Raw genomic sequence first — 15732 nt, forward strand, 5'->3', positions numbered from 1 at the left:
TAACGGGCGATTTGGCGCACTTGTCCTTTGGTCTGACTGCCCCCATAACCGCTGTAATGCAGTACGGAGGACTTCTCATGATCGGTCGCTTGAACCATGTTGCCATTGCTGTCCCAGACCTCGAGGCGGCTTCGGCGCAGTATCGCGATGCGTTGGGTGCCAAGGTTGGCGCACCGCAGGATGAACCCGATCACGGTGTGACCGTTGTGTTCATCGAACTGCCCAACACCAAGATCGAACTGCTCTATCCGCTGGGCGAAAACAGCCCGATCAACGGTTTCCTCGAAAAGAACCCGTCAGGCGGCATTCACCACGTCTGTTACGAAGTCGAAGATATCATCGCTGCCCGCGACCATCTGAAAGCCAACGGGGCACGCGTTCTGGGGACCGGAGAGCCCAAGATCGGTGCGCATGGCAAGCCCGTGCTGTTCCTGCATCCAAAGGATTTCAACGGCTGTCTGGTCGAGTTGGAAGAGGTCTGAGCCTATGACGATCACCGCCGCATTGGTTTTGTTTGCCGTCATCTGGTTCCTGACGCTTCTGGTCGTGCTGCCGGTTCGGATCAAAACCCAAGGCGATCTGGGCGACATCGTTCCGGGCACCCATGCGGGGGCGCCCGAAATCCATCACATGCGCAAAAAGCTGTGGATCACAACCGGTATCACTATTGTTTTGTGGGCCATCATCGCCGGGATCATCATCTCAGGTGTGATCTCGGTGCGGGATTTCGACTGGCTCAATCAGTTGGAGCCCCGCGACTAGCGTTGCGAGAGGGTGTGGTAGATATGGGTGAATGTGGCAGCACCCATGATAGGAATGACCAGGTTTACAAACGGGATTGACAACGGGATCGCCATCAAGGTTCCGGCAACCCAAATCGTCGTGGCGTGTTTTGATCTGAGCTTTCGGGCTTCGACCCGCCCGATCCGACGCATCGCGGCGAGGGTGAAGTATTCGCGACCCAGCAAGAACCCGTTCATGGCCCAGAAGATGAACGGTGCCAGCGGTGTGAAAACCACGTAAAGCACCAGGGCCAAAAGGTTGGCCAGGATCAACACGCCCAAAAAGCCCAAGCTGTCAGACAGCGCGTCCCCGAAAGAGACACCGGGAACCTTTGGCAAGGACGGATAGTGCTGGTCTTCGACGGCCTGAGCGACCTCGTCGAGAAACATCGACGTAATGGCCGAGGCTACGGGCACCATCAAAAAGATAGGCAGGATCAGTACAAGGACGATGCCTGAATAGTTCAGCAGGTCGTTCAACCAAGGCACCGCACCAATCCAGGGGAGGGAAATTTCATTCCCGGCCAATTTATTGATCACCCAGATCGCGGCCGCACAGGCCAGAACGAGCAGTAGGATGGTCAGTCCTACACCCCGCAGCAGAACCGAGCGAAATCTGGGATCGCCAATCTGACCCAAGGCCGCGAAAAACGCGTTTAGGATGGTCATTCGGAAACCCACTGTGTCAGAGCTGCTATGTCTGGGCGTGGGCGTTCGGGTGGGGCGACGCTTTCTGTGGCGATATGGATGAAGCCTGCAACGCGTTCGTTTTCTGCCAACCCCAATGCCTGCTGACAGAATGTGCGGTCATGGGATTGCCAGCCCGACAGCCAGTTCGCGCCCCAACCTGCGGCCAACGCTGCGTTCAGCAGGGCCAGACACACCGCGCCGGCGGAATAGGTCTGTTCCAGGGTAGGGATCTTCTCGGACGGTTTCTGCACCTCGATCACAGCAACCGCTAGCTGTCCCAGATCGAACTGGCTGCGGGCTTTGGTAATCTCTTCTTCGGTCTTGCCCAAAGCAATCGCCCGGTCTTCGGTCAGTTGTGCCAATCGTGGCATTGCGCCTTTTTCGAGAACGATAAACCGCCAAGGTTCAAGCTTGCCATGATCGGGGCTGCGCGCAGCTGCGGTTAGCAATGGCAACAGCTCTTCCCGGGTGGGCGCGGGAGCGACCAGTGTTTTGGCAGGACGAGACCGGCGCAGCTGCAGAAATTCCAGTGCGGCAGGGTTCTTCAATGACATATGTTAACTTTCTTTACATGGCCCGCACATATGTTGGCCGGGCCATGCAGGGTTTCAAGGGTAAAGAGGTTGCAAAGATGCGAAAACGCAAGCTCGTCTATCGTTTTGCACGCGGTCCTAGCCGCCCTGCGCGTCAGTTTCCCGTATCTGATACACACCCTCTGGCAGGTCCAGCGCAGCGGCCAGGTCCCTGACCTGTTCGACGGACAGGGTGATCTTTTGCATCGTATCTGTGCGCGGGTCCAATTGCTCGATCGTGACGCATTCGGCAAAGCTGTTGATGACCACATCCTCTTGCAAGGGTTTTGGGCCTTCATCCACCAGCGTGACGACCGTCGAGTCGAATTCATGCTCAATCGAAAACATATGGGCACAGTGCCGCTCGAATTTCGGCAATGCAACCCGGGATTACAGAATATGGAGTGGTCGCCCCGAATTGGCCGCGCTATGTTGATCTGCCGAATGGGTCGAGCGAAAGGAAACGGAATGCGTCGTCTGGCTTTGTTGCTGGCTTTTGTGCTTGCGGCCTGTGACACATCCACTCTTGTACTGATACCGGCTGCGGAATGGCGGCCAAGTTCACCCGAGCTTCAGGTCAAAGCGCGTGAATTTGCCGAGGTGAGCCGTGCGGTTGGAGGAGCGGCCAGGCGCGAGTGTTTGCGCGCTTCATCGGATGAAAACTGTGACTTTGCCGTTTTTGTTGATCCGAACCCACGGGCGCAGGCTAATGCCTTTCAGACGCGCGACAAGACGGGTCGCCCGATCATCATTTTCACCCGAGCGATGCTGGAAGCCACGCAGAACGATCAGGAAATGGCCTTTGTGATGGGGCATGAGGCTGCGCATCATATTCTGGACCATATCGACAGGCAGCGGCAGAACGTGCAGGAAAGTGCCAGAATCTTTGGCGATATTGCACGTGATCAGGGTGAGAACGCCGCAGGGATAGAACGTGCGCAGGAAATTGGCGCAAATGTCGGGGCGCAAAGCTATGCGCAGCAGTTCGAGCTTGAAGCTGATAGGATGGGAGTGAACATTACCTATGCCGCCGGCTACAATCCCCTGATCGGAATGGCGTTCTTTCAGCGCATCCCAGACCCCGGCGATCAATTTTTGGCCTCGCATCCCCCCAATGCCGAACGTGAAGAGGCGGTTTTGAAAGCCGCCCGCTCACTGGGCTTGGTCCGATGAGCACAGTAACCCGGCTGGGTGTTGTGCTTAGCGATCGGGGATCGAAATACGCGGTCAGTGGCGGGCCCGTGTCCAGCCGCGAGGATGTCGATGCCTTGCTTGCTGAATTGAAGGGTGACAAGGCCTATGCCAAGGCCACTCATAACACCTGGGCTGCCATGCTACCCACTGGGGCGCTTAAGGCCGATGATGGTGAGGCAGGCGCGGCGATGGTCATCCTGCGTATGATGCAGCGCGAAGATCTGTCAAATCATGTGATCGTTGTAACCCGATGGTACGGCGGCAAAAAGCTTGGCGGCGACCGGTTTCGGCGGGTACAGGACGCGACGCGGGCCTACCTGGATCACCTCAAAAGCTGACTTGACCTGAATCAAAGCGTGCAAGTCCCGGCCCGCTAGGCTGTAGCTATCGGTGCGAACAGACAAGGGGAACCGCAATGACCGACCGACAGACACTGAAACGCCATGCTGAACTGGTAGATGACATGGCCAGCACGCTGGGTGTTGACCTGGAAGAGGCGACATTGCGCGGTGAGTTGGAATTCGGTGACATCGCGGATGCGGTACTCAGATGCACGCAATGCCCCAACCCCGGTCACTGCCAATCGTTTCTGGCAGAAACTTCATCGGCGATTCATACCCCGGACTATTGCCGGAACAAAGATTTGCTGGAACGGCTGACGGGCTAGAACAGGCATCATTCCTTCAGCGGCTTCGCTAAAGATCTTTGTGCGATCCGTCACAAAGCGGTTGTGTCTTGCTGTGTTTGCATCCGCAAAAGAACACCTTCTTGTCTGCCTCAGCCGTATATTTTAGCGGTTCGAACCCGCTTCCTTTGTGCGAGCCATCGCAAAAGGGCTGGTTCTGAGATTTGCCGCACGAACACCAGAAGTAGGTTTTTCCCTCGGTCACTTCGATAGGAAGCGGGGCTTTCTGGGCAATATGCGGTTTGTCTGACATTTGGCTTCTCCGTTCACTGGCTGATGTCTTTTCCACAGTTTAGTGCAGAGAATGCAATTGGGTAGCACAATCCGATGCGTCGAGAATTAGCGCGTATTCGCCATATTCACGAATTCGTGATTGTTATAGTTGCCAGCGCGGAATCCCAGACGTATCCTGAAATCAGCCCTGAAAAACCGGGCAATATCAGGAAAGTAATAAGGATCGACGGACATGAAACCCAAATTCGCTGCAATTTGTGCCACTGCATTAGTTCTGGCTGCTTGTGCTCAGCAAGAAGAGCCCGCTCCCGTGTATGTTCAACCAACTTTTGACAAAGCCGGGACAGCCAGTTGCCCAGCAGGTTACGATCTGGCCACAACCCAGGCTGGCCAAACAGTATGTAACCCGGTTACCCAGTAACCTCAAAGACGGGCGACTCGACTATGGGTCGCCCGCGACCTCATGCAATTCTTCGTTCCCCAACGGAGTGGTCTTTTGGGGATCACTGCGCATAATGCCCACACATTTGAGGGGATGAGCGCATGCAGACTTTTTTTTCACGGCTAAGGGATAGAACCAGATGGAGCTGGCAGGGGCTGGTGAAAACCTATGCCGATGAACACTCTTTCAGGTCGTGGATTTGGTTGAATCTCGTTTCGGTAATTCTTGTCTTGGTGCTTCCCGTCAGCCCATCCCTGCGTGCGTTGATCCTTGTCTTGGGTATCCTGGTTCTTGTCGCCGAACTGTTCAACACTGCCATCGAACGCGCCGTTGATCACACCTCTCTGGATCATCATCCGCTTGCGGGTCAGGCGAAGGACGCGGCAAGTGCTGCGGTCGCTTTGACAGCGATTGCTGCAGGGGTCGCCTGGATCGTAGCGGTGGTTGGCCTCTTGTGACGATACTATTCAGGTATCGTTCGCGATGCGTCCCCAAAGATCGTATTCGCCGGCCTCGTCCACCTCGATAGTGAGCATATCGCCTGGTTTCAAATCTTCGAAACCTTCATCCACGAACAGATTGCCATCGATCTCGGGGGCGTCAGCTTTTGTCCGGCAGGTTGCGGCCTCGTCGTCGACCTCATCCACGATCACCTGTAACGTCTGACCGACCTTGGCCGCCAATTTGGCCTCGGAAATGGACTGCGCCTTTTCCATGAACCGGTTCCAGCGGTCCTGTTTGACCTCATCGGGAACATGATCTGGCAGGTCATTTGACCGCGCGCCCGCGACATTTTCGTATTGAAAACAGCCGACGCGATCCAGCTGCGCCTCGTCCATCCAATCCAGAAGGGTCTGAAACTGGGCTTCTGTCTCACCAGGATATCCAATGATAAAAGTCGACCGCAGAGTGATGTCAGGGCAGATCGCCCGCCACGCGGCGATCTCGTCCAGAGTTTTGGCCGCAGCCGCAGGGCGGGCCATGCGTTTCAGTACATCCGGGTGCGCATGCTGAAATGGAATGTCCAGATAGGGCAGCAGGTTGCATCCGGCATCGGCCATCAGAGGGATGAGGTCGCGCACATGCGGGTAGGGGTAGACATAGTGCAGACGGACCCAGGCGTCGAACTGACCCAGCTCGCGCGCCAGATCGGTGATATGGCTGCGCACCTCGCGATCTTTCCACGGGTTCACATCGTATTTACGGTCCAAGCCGTAGGCCGAGGTGTCTTGAGAAATCACCAGCAGCTCGCGCACACCGTTATCGACCAGCTTTTCGGCCTCACGCAGGATCGCATGGGCGGGGCGACTGGCCAGTTTTCCGCGCATATCGGGGATGATGCAGAACTTGCACTTGTGATTGCAGCCTTCCGAGATTTTCAGATAGCTGTAATGGCGCGGTGTTAGCTTGACGCCAGAAGACGGCATCAGGTCGATAAAGGGATCAGGATCGGGCGGAACGGCCGAATGCACCGCATCCAGAACCTGTTCATACTGATGTGGCCCGGTAACGGCGAGAATTTTGGGGTGATGCTCGCGGATGTATTCCGGCTCTGCCCCCAGACAACCTGTGACAATTACCTTGCCGTTTTCGGCCAAAGCCTCGCCAATCGCGTCCAGGGATTCCGCTTTGGCGCTGTCCAAAAACCCGCAGGTATTCACGATCACGGCATCGGCCCCTGAATAATCGGGTGAAATGCCGTACCCTTCCGCGCGCAGGCGCGTCAAAATGCGTTCGCTGTCGACCAAGGCCTTTGGGCAGCCAAGCGACACCATGCCAAGGGTCGGCTGACCACGACGCGGCGTGTCGGTGATCTGGGCCGCAGGGGCCAGGTCGGGGCGGAGATTGGGTGGGTTCGAGCTCATGCTGCGGCGTATAGTAGGGAAAGCTTTCCCTTGCAATTGCTCCGCGCACAAGGATGACTAAGGCAAAACAATCTGACCGAGCAGGCAGGTGGCACAACATGAAATGGCTGATAAGAATTCTCTTCTTTGTTATCGCGGCTTTTGGCCTGGTCATCGGCGCATTGCTATTGATGCCCAAGGACAAGTTGAGCGCCATTTTGACCGAGCAAGTCAAAGCCCAGACCGGGCGCGACCTGACGATATCTGGTGACGTTGGAATAACCTTCTGGCCAATTCTGGGTATCTCTACTGGGGCGGTTACCTTCAGCAACGCACCCTGGGCCGGACCGCAGCCGATGCTAAGCGCCGAAAGTCTTGATATTGGCGTAGATGCCGCCGCCTTGATCAATGGCCAATTGCGGATCAAACGCGTCTTTGCCGACAATCCAGTGCTGCGTCTTGAGCTGTCGGATGGGCGCGGCAATTGGGAGCTGAATACGCCAGCGGCTTCTTCCGCAGAGAGTACAGGAAGCAGCAGCGGTGGTGGATCACCCTCTGCGACCCCTTCTGCGGTCACGCTCGATCAGCTTGAACTGACCAATGCGCGACTGGTTTACGTGGACAATGGTGCGGTTCAAATGGACTTCTCGGGGGTCGATCTGTCGGCGAGCTGGCCGGATGTCACTGCCCCGATGGCGATGTCGGCCAGCATGGCCGCTCCCGGAGGGTCGGTGGACGTAAACCTCACGATCCCGGATCTGCCAGCGTTTTCCAGCGGTGTGGTGACCCCGTTAACAATCGCGCTGAAAGCTCCGGGCGGCGAAATCAGTTTTGATGGACGGGTGAACCTGGCCGGCGAGATGGATGGCGAAACCCAGGTGGTCTCGCGCAACACAAAAAGGATGTTGGCCGCGTTTGGTCAAAAAGGGGTTTCCATTCCGAACGGGCTTGGTCGAAAGGCCGAAATCTCGGCGCACATGACCTATACGCGCGACGGACGCATTGCGCTGCGGGATATGGTAGCAGTGCTGGACAATAATCAAATGACCGGTGAGGCCGACATAGAAATCTCGTCGCCGCCCAAAGTGACCGCGCAGATCAATTCAGGCGATCTGGACCTGACTAAAGCACTTGCCTCTGAAAGTACTGGCAGCAGTGGCAGCAATGGCGGCGGTGGGGCGAGCGCGAGCACGGGATGGTCTAGAGCACCGATTGATGCGTCGGCATTGGCGTTGGCAAATGGATCTGTTCGCCTCAAGGCGAACTCGATTGCTGTGCCGGACCTGACGTTAGGGCCCAGCGATCTGAGGCTGAACCTCAGCAATTCGCGTGCGGTTCTGAAGATGCAGCCCGCAACTTTGTTCTCTGGGACGTTGAATGGTCAGGTCGTGGCAAATAACCGAAACGGCCTTTCGGTTGGTGGCGACCTGACGGCGACCGGCATCAATCTGCAAGAAGCGCTGTCTGCTCTGGGCGGGATTGAACGCCTGTCAGGCACGGCATCCGGCAGACTGAAATTCCTGGGCGTCGGTCAGAACGAAAACCAGATCATGCGTTCGTTGAGTGGTGAGGGGAATATCAACGTAGGCAGCGGTGTGATTTCGGGCTTTGATCTGGATCGGCTGATGGGCCGCGGAGAAGGGACAGGCGGCACGACCGTATTCAACAGTTTGACCGCAAGCTTTACGATGAAGAACGGCAACCTGAGAAATAACGACCTGCTGATGCAACTGGATAATTTCCGTGCCGATGGATCGGGGCGCGTTGGGCTGGCACAACGTGACATCGACTATCTGTTTACGCCGGTTGCCTTGCGGGCCAATTCCGGCAAGGGCATTTCTGTTCCAGTACGGATCGAAGGCCCATGGGAGAGTCCTTCGATCAAACCCGATCTGACCAAAGTGATCGAAGCTGCGGCCGAGGCCGAGCTGAGAGATCTTGAAAACGACGCCAAGAACCAAGTTCTCAAGAAAGTTGGTAAAGAGTTGGATACCGAAGTTACCGATACGGATCAGATCGGTGATGCCCTCAAAAACAAACTGGAGGACGAGGCCAAAAAGGGTCTGCTGAAGCTCTTTGGCGGGGATTGAGAGCGGCAGGGTTTTGCCCTGCCGCGATCGTTTAATCAGATGGTTTGGTCGTAGTCGCCAACGCCGGGTTCAGTACGGATCACCGCATCAAGCTCGGCAAAAATGGCACGCATTTCGTCTTCGCTGTCGCTGCTTTCACAGACCACAACCAGATTGGGCGTGTTCGAGGATGCACGCACCAGACCCCAGCTGCCATTGTCCAGAATGACACGCGCCCCGTTGACGGTGACCACCTCTTTGATAGCACGCCCCGCAAAGCTGTCGCCCGCATCCGCTTTGGCCACCAGCTTTTCGACCAGCCGAGCAAGGATGTCGTATTTCTCAGTATCAGTGGCATAGGGCGACATGGTGGGGGTCGACCATGTTTTCGGCAGCGCCTTGCGAAGGTCCGACATGCTTTTGTCTGGGTTGCGGTCCATCAATTTGCAGATCTCAACCGCTACTCGCATCCCGCAATCATATCCGCGCCCGATGGGCTCGGCCAAAAAGTAGTGGCCCGATTTCTCGAACCCGGCCAGCGCGCCGATTTCCTTGACCCGGCGCTTCATATGGCTGTGGCCGGTTTTCCAGTAATCCGCTTTGACGCCAAGAGCCTGAAGTTCCGGGTCACTGGCAAACAGGCCGGTTGACTTCACATCCGCCACAAAGGTCGAACCGGGATGCAGCTTTGCCAGATCGCGCGCCATGATGACACCAACCTTGTCGGCAAATATCTCTTCGCCCTCATCATCGACAACGCCGCAGCGATCGCCGTCACCGTCAAAGCCAAGCGCCAGATCCGCGCCGCTGGCTTTCAGTGTGTCCGACATGTCATGGAGCATTTCCATGGCCTCGGGGTTTGGGTTGTAGTTGGGGAAGGTATAGTCCAGCTCATTATGGCTGGGCACAACTTCAACGCCCATGCGCTCAAAGATCTCGGGCGCAAAGGCCGAGGCGGTGCCGTTGCCCGTGGCGCAAACCACCTTGAGCGGGCGGGACATTTTGAAATCCCCAACCAGATCGTCGATATAGGCCTCTTTCACGCCATCCACGAACTCATAAGATCCGCCGTCACGGGCAACACCTTCGCCATTCAGGACAATGTCACGTAGTTCCGACATTTCATCCGGGCCGTGAGTCAGGGGACGATCAAAACCCATCTTGACCCCGGTCCAACCGTTGGGGTTATGGCTGGCGGTCACCATGGCCACTGCGGGCACATCCAAATGGAACTGGGAAAAATATGCCATCGGGCTGAGCGCCGGGCCGATATCCTTGACCTGAATACCCGCCTGCATCAGGCCCACGATCAGTGCATTTTTGATCGACAGGGAATAGTCGCGATAGTCATTGCCCACTGCAATCACCGGAGCGATGCCGCGTTTGTGCATCTGGGTGCCCAGACCAAGGCCAAGCGCTGTCATGCCCGGCAGGTTGATCTCATCAACGTATTTCCAGCGCGCATCGTATTCGCGAAACCCGGTGGGTTTGATCATCGGGTCGCGCAGAAAGCTCCAGGTGTTGGGGGTCACCTCGGGGATGGGTTTCATCATAACTCTTCTCAATCGTTAAATTTGAATTGGATTCGCTTTGGCCAGCGCATCAAACTGCATCAATGTGTCAACAAGTTGAGGCATCTGGTCCAAGTAGATCATGTTTGGTCCGTCGCTGGGGGCATTGTCGGGATCTTGGTGGGTTTCGATAAACACAGCCGCCGTGCCAATCGCCACTGCAGCGCGCGCCATGACAGGTGCGAATTCACGCTGTCCACCCGAAGATCCGCCTTTCCCACCCGGTTGTTGCACCGAATGCGTGGCGTCCATCACCACAGGATAACCGGTCTGGGCCATCTGCGGCAACGAGCGCATGTCCGCCACCAATGTGTTATATCCAAATGAGCTTCCGCGTTCGGTCAGTAGAACATTCCGGTTTCCGGTGCTTTCGATCTTGGCCACGATGTTGGGCATTTCCCAAGGCGCCAGGAACTGCCCTTTCTTGACGTTAATCACGGCGCCGGTGTTGCCTGCTGCCAGCAGCATATCTGTCTGGCGGCACAGGAAAGCCGGGATTTGCAGAACATCGACCGCCTCAGCGGCAACGGCGCATTGCGCCTCGGTATGAACATCGGTCAGCACCGGGATGCCCATGGTGCGACGAATGTCGTCGAGCACCTTGAGCCCCGCATCAATGCCCATGCCGCGTTTGCCCGACAGAGATGTGCGGTTCGCCTTGTCATATGAGGCTTTGAACACATATTGCGCGCCCGCGGCAGCGCAGGCTTCTTTCATTGTACCGGCAATCATTTGGGCATGGTCAGCCGTTTCCAGCTGGCAGGGGCCCGCGATGATCGTCAGCGGAAGATCGTTGCCAACCGTAAGGTCAGCGATTTTTACATGTTTCATGTGTCTTACGAGGATACCTGTTCACGAAGGACCGACGCAGTAAGCGAGATCATCAGGTAGATACCAGCAAAGAGAAGGAATGCCAAAATCGTATTTTCGAATTTACGCGGATATGTGGGTTCCTGGCTGGCCACGGGGTTCACCGATACGGTCAGATACCGCACTTTCCGGTTGGCCTCGGTCCGGGTTGTTTCCACTTGCTGCATGGCCGATTGCAGCATCATGTCGCGCGCGGCCAGATCGGCCTGAGCCATCTGAATGCGCACACTCAACCGCGCCAGCGAGTTTTCGCCTGCCGACATGTCCAGCATCTCGGCGTTGAGCTCCGCCAGAACAGCCTCAAGCCGGGCGATGTCGCGGCTGACACCATCGACTTTTGCTTGGTTCGGGCGGGTGTTGTCCAGCAGGGCGGCCAGTTCCAATTCCTTGTCCTGCAACTGAATTTCCACCTGATCGCTGCGGGCACGCAAGCTGGCAATTACGCTTTGCGGATCCAGAATGGCCCCCTGCAACTGCAACTCGATCAGGTCTTCTTGCGCGCGCTGGCGCGCCTCTTGCGCGATCTCAAAGCTTTTGAGCGCTTCGCGCATCTGGTCTTCGCGTTTCAGTTCGGACAGGTTGTTAATCGTCTCTTCAGCATAGTGAATAAGTCGCCGCGACACTTCGACCGAGTATTCAGGGTCCGGTGTTGCGACTTCCATTCGGACAATCCCGTCCGAAGGATCGTACCCGATTGTCACCACCTTCTTGTAGAGCTTGTGTTCCTCTTCAAGCGTTGAATCCGGTGACAAACGCTGAATGGGATCGATCCAGTCCTGTTTGAACACATCGCTAAACCCAATGTCGCGATTGAGCCTCTCCAGAGCGTCCTTCGATTCCAGAAATTCCTGACTGGCGACGGAATCCTGTGCGGTTGCGTATTGTGTGCCGGAAAGAAACCCGCCGACCGCCCCGGTTCCGCCATCCGCTTGCAAGATCGAAAAGGCCGAGGAACTGGCGTACATCGGTGTCGCCACTCGGTAAAAGTAGTAGCCCACCACAAAGGTCGGGATAAATACGAACACCGCGAGACGCATGAACAGCGCGACAAGCTTGCGCCGCCGCCGCCGCGCAACATCTTTCTGGATCTGACCGATCTCATATTCACGCCGCTGAGCTGGGCTGAGTTCCAGCCCGGGCACGGACTTCGATTTTTCGTCAAAGGTTTGCGGTAGCTGAATTTTGGTATTCTCTTGAGCTGTCGAACTCGGGCCCGTTTGGTCATTTGCCGCCAGATCCAACAAGTTGGCACGTTGAAAGGGATCGATTCCCATTTCTCGCAGCAATTTGACCGCTTCAAAATCGGATTGCGCGTCCAGCCCGTGTTTCTGTGCCAGCCGTCTTGCAACGCGTAGTTGGCGACCGGTTAGTCCTTCGTTCTTGATTTTTTCTATGTCGGAAGAAGGGTCGCCCTTTGCCTGGTCTTGTGTCGCCTGGCGAATTTTGGCCATGGCTTTCGAGCGGGCCTCGGCCGTGCCAGATCCTTGCGGCGTTCGCTTGGCGCTGTATTTGTTAACCTTGGGTTTGGTAGTCATATAACTGTCTTGCCTCTTCCAGGGTTTCAAACACGTAAAGCTGCCCGTCCAGGAGAACCGCAGCTTGCTGCGCAAATTTTTCAAGCACCTCAGGATTGTGCGAGACAATCACCATCGTGGTGGTACGCAAACGCTCGCGCAGAATGTCGCCTGCTTTTTTGTTGAACTCCACATCGGTCGACGCGGGCATGCCTTCATCGATCAGATACATGTCGAAATCCAGCGCCAGCATCAACGCAAAGGTAAAACGCCCGCGCATACCGGTCGAATAGGTGCCCAAGGGCTGATCGAAATATTCACCCAGGTTACACAGCCAACGACAATAGGCTTCGACATAATCCGGGTCCATGCCATAGATTTTGGCGATGTATCGCGCGTTTTCCAGCGCCGAAAGCTTTTTGGCGACGCCACCGGTAAATCCCATCGGAAAGGATACACGACAGTCACGGCGGATCACGCCCTCATCAGGTTTTTCCAGTCCTGCCATCATGTTGATCAGAGTGGTTTTGCCGGTTCCATTGGGCGCGAGTATGCCGATCGAACGACCAAGCTCGACCCGAAAAGACACCTGATCCAGGATCACCTTGCGGCGTGTTCCGGTCCAGAAAGACTTGCTGACATTTTCAAATTCCAGCATTTGCGAACTGCTCATTTTTCTGCGCCGCACCGGATTGTTGGCATGCACGCCACCGATCGACTTTGGCGACAGTATGCCGAATTATGAAACAAATGATCAATGCGCCAAGGGCAAGTTCACACCAGGTGTGATCAGCTTGCCTTGTGTTAAAGCTTTGATTTCGATGATCTGACGCCTATGTCGATGTGAACTGTTCCAGACCAGCGCGGAAATATATGACCAAACTGACGGACGAAATATCGGCGTGTCGCTTATGCGCTGACCGGTTCGCAAAGACCGAAACAGCGCATGAACCGCGCCCTGTCGTTTGGTTCCAGCCCGGGGCACGTTTGCTGATCGCGGGGCAGGCACCTGGTGCGCGGGTGCACGAGTCAGGCCGGCCCTTCACCGATCCGTCTGGTGATCGGTTGCGCGATTGGTTGGGGATCGACCAGCAGGTGTTCTATGACCAGTCTCGCGTGTCGATTGTGCCCATGGCCTTTTGTTTTCCGGGCTACAACGACCGGGGTGCCGACTTGCCACCACCACCGCTGTGCAAGACCACATGGCATGACCGCGTCATGTCCGAGCTGGGCAAAGTGCCTTTGACGGTTCTGGTGGGCGGCCATGCGCACAAATATCATCTGGGTGCAAAAACGGCTGTGACCGAGACGGTGCGTAATTGGCGCGCTCATGCGCCGCGCGTCTTTGCCTTGCCTCATCCCTCTTGGCGCAATACGGGGTGGCTAAAGAAAAACCCTTGGTTCGAGGCGGATCTGCTGCCGGTACTGCGGGCCCGTGTCAAAGAGGTTCTTGATGGCTGAGACAACTGCACTGGATCTTGCGCATAGCAAGATGCAAGACAATCCCGACGATGATGCCGCCAGATTGCGGTTTTTCGAACGTTTGGCCGACAGCGAATTGTTCTTGATGCTGACCGAAGAAGCGAAGGGCGAGAACGTTTCTCCCGAACTATTTGATGTCGCGGACGGTCGGTTCGTGCTCGTGTTCGACCGCGAGGACAGGTTGGCTCAGTTCGCGGGGCACGCGGTGCCCTATATCGCGCTGTCTGGGCGCGTATTGGCGCAGATGCTTGAGGGGCAGGGGATTGGATTGGGGCTCAATCTGGATACCGCGCCGTCTTCGATGCTAATCCCGGCCGAGGCTTTGACCTGGTTGTCGGCAACCCTTCAAAACGATCCTGAAGAGCTTCAACAGAAGGTTATAGAATTTCTACCACCGGCCGGTTTGCCCGAAGTGCTGCTGACCGCGTTGGATACCAAGCTTGCGACCGCAGCGGGTTTGGCTGCAACAGCCTATTTAGTGGGTACAAAAACGGAAAGCGGAGGGCAGGGCCATCTTCTGGGTTTTGTTGCTGCTGTGGAAGAGGCCAAACCGGCGCTGACGCAAGCCGTGTCCGAGGTGCTGACGTTCTCAGGGATCGAAGCGGGTGTGCTGGATGTGGGCTTTTTCGAGCCCGACGCGCCGCAAACCGCTGCATTGGCCAAGGTTGGGTTGCGGTTCGACCTGCCACAACCACAGGCTGCGCAGCTGGAACGGGCCGCTCCGGGTAGTGATCCGCAGCGGCCCCCGATCCTGCGATAAGCTATTCCGTCGGTTCCAGCTTGTCCTGAGTCCGGGTCTCAAAATCGCTGGCGTCGTGACGCTCGTGCAGCTGGGTATGCGGCTCTCCGAAGGCGCGGTTCACCATGCGTCCACGTTGGACAGCCGGTCGCGCGTCGATGGCTTTGGCCCAACGCATAACGTTTTTGTAGGATGTGACGTCAAGAAACTCTGCCGCGTCATAGAGGCGGCCCAGCACCAATTGCCCATACCAGGGCCAGATCGCCATATCGGCAATGGTATAGTCTTCACCTGCGATATAGGTCTTGTCGGCCAATTCACGGTCCAGCACATCAAGCTGCCGTTTGGCTTCCATCGCAAAGCGGTCAATCGGGTATTGCCATTTCTCGGGCGCATAGGCGTAGAAATGACCAAAACCACCACCCAGGTAGGGCGCGCTGCCCATCTGCCAGAAAACCCAGTTCATAACTTCGGTGCGTTCAGGGCCTGAGGCAGGCAAAAACGCATCAAATTTCTCGGCCAAATGGAACAGGATCGAAGCGCTTTCAAAGACCCGAACAGGCCTGTCCCCCGAACGATCCCACAACGCGGGAATTTTCGAGTTTGGATTGGCTTCGACAAAACCTGATCCGAACTGATCACCTTCACCGATATTGATAAGCCAGGCATTGTATTCCGCATCAGTATGTCCAAGCGCCAACAGCTCTTCCAGCATGATCGTCACTTTGACGCCGTTCGGTGTTGCCAGAGAATACAACTGCAGGGGGTGCTTGCCCACCGGCAGGTCCTTGTCATGTGTCGCCCCGGCGATCGGCCGGTTGATATTGGCGAAACGCCCGCCGCTTTCGCTGTCCCAGGTCCAAACCTTCGGAGGGGTATAGGTGGTATCGTCGCTCATCTCGTGCCTTTCTTGCGCGTTCGCAGACAAAATGCCGTTGCCATCACAGCTAATATTGCAATTGCCCGAGTCCAACCCCGCAATTCATCCTTATTTTGTAACAAAGGCCGCTGCTGCGCTCACATTTGCTCGTCCGATGTCACAGC

At 56.4% G+C, this 15732-nt stretch carries 19 protein-coding genes; 9 read left to right on the forward strand and 10 right to left on the reverse strand.

Annotated elements, in window-relative coordinates:
- Positions 1-77 precede the first annotated feature (77 nt).
- The gene (gene mce, locus GOV38_RS10060) at positions 78-482 is read left to right on the forward strand and encodes a methylmalonyl-CoA epimerase (RefSeq protein WP_171209959.1); all 405 of its coding nucleotides are present in this window, start codon (positions 78-80) and stop codon (positions 480-482) included.
- 4 nt (positions 483-486) lie between these two features.
- Positions 487-762, forward strand: a complete 276-nt coding sequence (locus GOV38_RS10065) for a DUF1467 family protein (RefSeq protein ID WP_171101790.1) — start codon at positions 487-489, stop codon at positions 760-762.
- On the opposite strand, the gene GOV38_RS10070 is transcribed toward GOV38_RS10065, so the two are convergent.
- The 3 genes from GOV38_RS10070 to GOV38_RS10080 form a co-directional block, all read right to left on the reverse strand.
- Positions 759-1451 (reverse strand): EI24 domain-containing protein, encoded by a 693-nt coding sequence (locus tag GOV38_RS10070; RefSeq protein ID WP_171209958.1) that lies wholly within the window; start codon positions 1449-1451, stop codon positions 759-761. The two genes, GOV38_RS10065 and GOV38_RS10070, sit on opposite strands and share 4 nt — an antisense overlap.
- Positions 1448-2026 carry a nitroreductase family protein gene (locus tag GOV38_RS10075; protein ID WP_171209957.1) on the reverse strand — a complete coding sequence of 193 codons (579 nt, stop codon included), beginning with the start codon at positions 2024-2026 and terminating at the stop codon, positions 1448-1450. Before GOV38_RS10075 ends, GOV38_RS10070 begins: the two co-directional genes overlap by 4 nt.
- Positions 2027-2143: 117 nt before the next feature.
- The gene (locus GOV38_RS10080) at positions 2144-2392 is read right to left on the reverse strand and encodes a hypothetical protein (RefSeq protein ID WP_171101793.1); all 249 of its coding nucleotides are present in this window, start codon (positions 2390-2392) and stop codon (positions 2144-2146) included.
- Between the two features lie 120 nt (positions 2393-2512).
- Between GOV38_RS10080 and GOV38_RS10085 the strand changes: the two genes are divergently transcribed.
- The 3 genes from GOV38_RS10085 (at position 2513) to GOV38_RS10095 (ending at position 3905) form a co-directional block, all read left to right on the forward strand.
- On the forward strand, positions 2513-3217 hold the full coding sequence (locus GOV38_RS10085) for a M48 family metalloprotease (RefSeq protein ID WP_171101794.1): 705 nt from the start codon (positions 2513-2515) through the stop codon (positions 3215-3217).
- Entirely contained in the window at positions 3214-3576 is a 363-nt protein-coding gene (locus GOV38_RS10090; protein WP_171101795.1) for a YigZ family protein, read from the forward strand. Before GOV38_RS10085 ends, GOV38_RS10090 begins: the two co-directional genes overlap by 4 nt.
- A gap of 77 nt (positions 3577-3653) precedes the next feature.
- Positions 3654-3905: a DUF6455 family protein gene (locus GOV38_RS10095; RefSeq protein WP_171209956.1), complete on the forward strand. Its 252-nt coding sequence runs from the start codon at positions 3654-3656 to the stop codon at positions 3903-3905.
- A 28-nt stretch (positions 3906-3933) separates the two neighbouring features.
- Here the strand turns inward: GOV38_RS10095 and GOV38_RS10100 are convergent, their stop codons facing one another.
- A complete protein-coding gene (locus GOV38_RS10100; RefSeq protein ID WP_171209955.1) occupies positions 3934-4176 on the reverse strand; it encodes a CDGSH iron-sulfur domain-containing protein in 243 nt (80 codons plus the stop codon).
- Between the two features lie 524 nt (positions 4177-4700).
- On the opposite strand from GOV38_RS10100, the gene GOV38_RS10105 reads away from it, so the two are divergent.
- Positions 4701-5057: a diacylglycerol kinase gene (locus tag GOV38_RS10105; protein WP_171101798.1), complete on the forward strand. Its 357-nt coding sequence runs from the start codon at positions 4701-4703 to the stop codon at positions 5055-5057.
- Positions 5058-5066: 9 nt separating this feature from the next.
- Here GOV38_RS10105 and rimO read toward each other — a convergent pair whose 3' ends face one another.
- On the reverse strand, positions 5067-6464 hold the full coding sequence (gene rimO / locus GOV38_RS10110) for a 30S ribosomal protein S12 methylthiotransferase RimO (RefSeq protein WP_171209954.1): 1398 nt from the start codon (positions 6462-6464) through the stop codon (positions 5067-5069).
- Between the two features lie 98 nt (positions 6465-6562).
- Between rimO and GOV38_RS10115 the strand changes: the two genes are divergently transcribed.
- On the forward strand, positions 6563-8533 hold the full coding sequence (locus tag GOV38_RS10115) for an AsmA family protein (RefSeq protein WP_171209953.1): 1971 nt from the start codon (positions 6563-6565) through the stop codon (positions 8531-8533).
- Positions 8534-8568: 35 nt separating this feature from the next.
- On the opposite strand, the gene GOV38_RS10120 is transcribed toward GOV38_RS10115, so the two are convergent.
- From GOV38_RS10120 to GOV38_RS10135, 4 genes are read right to left on the reverse strand one after another with little or no spacing between them, the layout of a single operon-like run.
- Positions 8569-10065 carry a phosphomannomutase/phosphoglucomutase gene (locus GOV38_RS10120; protein WP_171209952.1) on the reverse strand — a complete coding sequence of 499 codons (1497 nt, stop codon included), beginning with the start codon at positions 10063-10065 and terminating at the stop codon, positions 8569-8571.
- A gap of 15 nt (positions 10066-10080) precedes the next feature.
- Positions 10081-10914: a 3-deoxy-8-phosphooctulonate synthase gene (gene kdsA, locus GOV38_RS10125; RefSeq protein ID WP_171209951.1), complete on the reverse strand. Its 834-nt coding sequence runs from the start codon at positions 10912-10914 to the stop codon at positions 10081-10083.
- A gap of 5 nt (positions 10915-10919) precedes the next feature.
- Entirely contained in the window at positions 10920-12488 is a 1569-nt protein-coding gene (locus GOV38_RS10130; protein ID WP_171209950.1) for a capsule biosynthesis protein, read from the reverse strand.
- On the reverse strand, positions 12466-13125 hold the full coding sequence (locus tag GOV38_RS10135) for an ABC transporter ATP-binding protein (protein WP_171101920.1): 660 nt from the start codon (positions 13123-13125) through the stop codon (positions 12466-12468). Before GOV38_RS10135 ends, GOV38_RS10130 begins: the two co-directional genes overlap by 23 nt.
- Before the next feature lie 215 nt (positions 13126-13340).
- Here GOV38_RS10135 and GOV38_RS10140 point away from each other — a divergent pair, with 215 nt between their 5' ends.
- Together GOV38_RS10140 and GOV38_RS10145 are read left to right on the forward strand one after the other, a co-directional pair.
- A complete protein-coding gene (locus GOV38_RS10140; protein ID WP_171209949.1) occupies positions 13341-13928 on the forward strand; it encodes a uracil-DNA glycosylase family protein in 588 nt (195 codons plus the stop codon).
- Entirely contained in the window at positions 13921-14709 is a 789-nt protein-coding gene (locus GOV38_RS10145; RefSeq protein WP_171209948.1) for an SseB family protein, read from the forward strand. Before GOV38_RS10140 ends, GOV38_RS10145 begins: the two co-directional genes overlap by 8 nt.
- Before the next feature lies 1 nt (position 14710).
- Here GOV38_RS10145 and yghU read toward each other — a convergent pair whose 3' ends face one another.
- On the reverse strand, positions 14711-15586 hold the full coding sequence (gene yghU, locus GOV38_RS10150; RefSeq protein ID WP_171209947.1) for a glutathione-dependent disulfide-bond oxidoreductase: 876 nt from the start codon (positions 15584-15586) through the stop codon (positions 14711-14713).
- Positions 15587-15732 lie beyond the last annotated feature (146 nt).

Source organism: Ruegeria sp. HKCCA5839 (assembly GCF_013035585.1).
In the GTDB taxonomy this organism is placed as follows: Bacteria; Pseudomonadota; Alphaproteobacteria; order Rhodobacterales; family Rhodobacteraceae; genus Ruegeria.